We start from the raw sequence: 3,332 nt of genomic DNA, 5'->3' as shown, positions 1-3,332 counted from the left end.
TATTTATTTTTACCACCCGCCTTGACCCGCGAAATGAGCTCTCGCCGCACAAGCGATGCAAGCTCTTCCTCCGTAGGTCCAAGGGGAATTTCGTCAGCGTAGGCAGACCCTTCTGGCTGACGCGTGGCGCTGCCAGTACGGAGCTGACGATGACGCAGGAACAGCAACGCCAAATCAAGAGGGCCGCATTTGCGGAAGAGCTGAACCGGCTCGTCGCAAAGCACCTCGGCGCCGATCCATCGCTGAACGATTACGAGGCGCTGGTTACCGCGATGGTCGAGCTGGCCACGTAGCTAAACCTCATCGAGAGCGACATGATGGACCGAGCTGCAGAGCCCGGCTGCTGAAAAAAGACGACGACTACTCGATAACGAAGACCACGATCAGTAACTGACCGATCGCGTGCAGCTGCCACTCCACGGGTCTTCGGTACTCGACCCCTCAGTGATCTCCCTCCACGGCCTCTACTCGCGGGTGTAGGCTATGGTTTCGTTTCACTCGGGGAGGCCAAGATGAAAGTCCTTGCAGCTCTTGCCTTACTGGTAGTCCTTTTGCCCGAAACCGCGCGCGGCGCCAATTTCGAGATTATTCCGGGATATTCGGATCCCGGTACCGATCTGAGTTATCAAATGTGGACAGCGCGGCTTCACGACAATGCGAATCGTCGAGTTTTTTCCTGCAGTGCTCACTGGGACGCCCGGGACGCAGATCATAGCAAATGGCGCTTCTTTGCCTATTGCAATCAATTCACTGACTGGCAGAGCAAATTGCCTGCAAGCTCCAATGTGAAGACCACATACAACGTCCAGAAGTACCAAGCGGATCATACAGTTGTAGCTTGGCAAATTGATGAGGTGACTGGCAAAGCTCAGGTGTGCTTTCCAGGTTCTATAGGAATTAATGGCGACAATTGTATCGACATCACGCCGCCATGACATCGCTGCGGCAGACTCGCATTCCGGCCGGTGATGCATAGATGCCGGCCATGCGAAGAACATTTGAGTTTTGCACTCCCGCGGCTCACAAGGTCGTACCGAGTGGCCCGGATTGGATCCACGAGGTTAAATACGACGGCTACCGCGGGCGCGTGATCCGCGACGGCAAGGACGTGAAGATCCTCTCTAGGTCCGGCCTGGACTGGACGTGGCGCTTCCCGTGGATCGCCGAGACCGCGCTGAAGATCCGCAAGAGCCGCTTCATGATCGACGGCGAGATCGTTGTCCTCGACGTACAGGGCATATCGGACTTCGATGCGCTGCACTCCAATCGCCGCAACGAGGAGGCCCAGCTCTACGCCTTCGACCTTCTTGTGATGGAGGGTAACGACCTGCGCGACGTCCCCCTGGTCGATCGCAAGAGCAAGCTCGCCCAGCTCCTGGTTCGGCGACCCGAAGGCATCTTCGTGGCGCCCTATGAGCAAGGCGAGATCGGCCCCGACCTATTCGATGCTGCCTGCCGAATGAAGCTGGAGGGTCTTGTCTCCAAGCACCGGCTGCGGCGATACCGGCCGAAGACTTGCGACTGGGTCAAGGTGAAGAACCGGACGCACCCCGCGTACAGCCGCGTGGTGGATCAATTCTAGGACGCGAGCGTACTGCTTTTGGGGTCTAAGCAAAAATTTCTGCTCAATTGAAGCATGGCCCGCTTCCACGTTAGCGGGGATTGCCCAGATGGGGCGGCGGTCGGGGCCAAGCTCGACGAGGGTAATAGTCCGTGCAATGATCCGTTGTACCGGATGAAACTTGGCCGGTGTCGGCATTGAGGACGCTGCAGGCTTGGTTCTCGAAAAGGTAGCAGGGCAGACCGTGCGCATCATAGGCGTTTGTATCGTAGCCCCCTCCCCCAAAGCAGAAGCAGGCGCACATTCGCGACTTGGGTTTTGCTGAAGCAATGTGCGTCGCGCCGATGGACGAGGCGATCATCACGAGCACGATAGTGGCGACCAGTTTCATCTTCCTCTCCTCCGCTCGCAAGACAATGGTCCACGGTAAGCACGGATGCAGGAAGTGGTTCGTCCAAAGCGCGAAGATCGCAACCTCCGGCTTTGATCCGATCAATCGGTGGAGATTGGAACAAGCACGATGCCACTTGGTTCCAATTCTGGCCCGTTCCGGACCTCGCATGATGTCCGCTTCTGCGCCGCTGTTAGGGGTTAAGCGGACATCGCAGAATCAAGGTGAGCCAACCGGGCGCACCCCGCGTACAGCCGCGTGGTGGATCAACTCTAGGGCGCTGACGCCTGCTTTTGGGGTTTAAGCGGAAATTTTCTGCTCAGTCAGAGCATAGCCCGGTTTTGACCCAAAGCAGCGGTAAAGCGCGCGACGTCGCGTTCTTCCGCGATACAGCGGTGAAGCTCCTTGTCAAGCGGATCATTGTTGCCGACGGCGCGGACGAACGTAGCCGCGCATTGAGCCGTCGCTTGCAATAACGCGATGACACGGGATCGACGGGTCGTAATTCGTGCGCATTATGGCGCCAACCGCGCGTGCAGCTTTTGGATTGCCGGCTTTAGCAGCGACAGCTTTGTACGTGAGGGTCTTCCCCTTTGGGATCTTGCGAACGATGTCGCGGACCTTATCCGAAAACGTTTTCATAGGCGGAGTGTAGCATTGTTTCTCAGAAGGTTTTCGCCTTTTTTACTTTCGATTGGAACGGGCGCGTCGCGTTGGCACGGAAGATTTGACCGGACGTGCCGGTGGTTAGTTTCGAAGTGCGCGCGGTCATCTTAACGTTGTGGGCAGCTATTGGCCCTTCTCGGACATTCGATTTGACGTCCGTGATGTCCGCCTTCGAGGGCTAAAGCGGACATAGCCATCATCCTGACTGATGCCGCCTTTTGGACCCGAACCGGACCAGTGCGACTCGCCACGGCATCCGGCGTGGGATACGATAGGTCTAATCCTCGGTGTGCGGGCTGCCAGACGCTGGTGTGTTCGGCACCCCAACGCCTCCGCCATTGAGTGCGTTTCCGCGTGATGCCTTGCGGTAGCAAAGGCCACGTAAAGGGAGGGTTTGATCATGTTAATTTGCCAATGCAACGCAATTCATCGACGCGATGTGGTATGCGGCGGCGGTGCTGCCTTGTTCAGCGCCGTCGTGGCGGCGCTGATCGGCAGCGGGAAGCCGTTACGCGCAGAAACGGTCGCTGGTAAGGTTCCGGAGATCGATCGTGTGGCAGTGCGCGTGGTCGTCGACATCTACCAATTCGCTGTCGCGCCGAGCCGGAAGGCTTCCGATGTTGAGATTGAACACTTCGGCTGGGGCATCGGCGGTGGCAAGCCGCCGGGTAAAACGTTGATCAGTGAGTTCGGACTGTCGATGCACGTCGAGTC

Annotated in this window: 5 protein-coding genes and 1 pseudogene; 4 read left to right on the top strand and 2 right to left on the bottom strand. The window is 57.7% G+C overall.

The window, feature by feature from the left end:
• The 3 genes from JQ553_RS34140 to JQ553_RS34130 form a co-directional block, all read left to right on the top strand.
• Positions 1 to 293, top strand: a 293-nt coding sequence (locus tag JQ553_RS34140) for a hypothetical protein (protein WP_212504465.1), incomplete at its 5' end; no start/stop codon positions are given.
• 219 nt (positions 294 to 512) lie between these two features.
• Positions 513 to 935, top strand: a complete 423-nt coding sequence (locus JQ553_RS34135) for a hypothetical protein (protein WP_212504464.1) — start codon at positions 513 to 515, stop codon at positions 933 to 935.
• Positions 936 to 985: 50 nt separating this feature from the next.
• A complete protein-coding gene (locus tag JQ553_RS34130; RefSeq protein ID WP_212504463.1) occupies positions 986 to 1,582 on the top strand; it encodes an RNA ligase family protein in 597 nt (198 codons plus the stop codon).
• A gap of 70 nt (positions 1,583 to 1,652) precedes the next feature.
• Here the strand turns inward: JQ553_RS34130 and JQ553_RS34125 are convergent, their stop codons facing one another.
• Together JQ553_RS34125 and JQ553_RS35420 are read right to left on the bottom strand one after the other, a co-directional pair.
• Positions 1,653 to 1,952, bottom strand: coding sequence for a hypothetical protein (locus JQ553_RS34125; RefSeq protein ID WP_212504462.1), 300 nt, complete (start codon positions 1,950 to 1,952; stop codon positions 1,653 to 1,655).
• A 417-nt stretch (positions 1,953 to 2,369) separates the two neighbouring features.
• Positions 2,370 to 2,594: an MGMT family protein gene (locus tag JQ553_RS35420; protein WP_212504461.1), complete on the bottom strand. Its 225-nt coding sequence runs from the start codon at positions 2,592 to 2,594 to the stop codon at positions 2,370 to 2,372.
• Positions 2,595 to 3,018: 424 nt separating this feature from the next.
• On the opposite strand from JQ553_RS35420, the pseudogene JQ553_RS34115 reads away from it, so the two are divergent.
• Positions 3,019 to 3,332, top strand: a pseudogene (locus tag JQ553_RS34115) (MBL fold metallo-hydrolase); the annotation flags it as partial.

The organism is Bradyrhizobium lablabi (assembly GCF_018131005.1).
Taxonomy (GTDB): domain Bacteria; phylum Pseudomonadota; class Alphaproteobacteria; order Rhizobiales; family Xanthobacteraceae; genus Bradyrhizobium; species Bradyrhizobium lablabi_D.
Note: the sequence above shows the minus strand (reverse complement) of the source record. Positions and strands in the feature narration are given on the sequence as shown.

Excerpts from the sequence above, each read along its gene's own strand:
- JQ553_RS34135 (WP_212504464.1), top strand. The coding sequence starts at position 513 with ATGAAAGTCCTTGCAGCTCTTGCCTTACTGGTAGTCCTTTTGCCCGAA.
- JQ553_RS34130 (WP_212504463.1), top strand. The coding sequence starts at position 986 with ATGCGAAGAACATTTGAGTTTTGCACTCCCGCGGCTCACAAGGTCGTA.
- JQ553_RS34125 (WP_212504462.1), bottom strand. The coding sequence starts at position 1,952 with ATGAAACTGGTCGCCACTATCGTGCTCGTGATGATCGCCTCGTCCATC.
- JQ553_RS35420 (WP_212504461.1), bottom strand. The coding sequence starts at position 2,594 with ATGAAAACGTTTTCGGATAAGGTCCGCGACATCGTTCGCAAGATCCCA.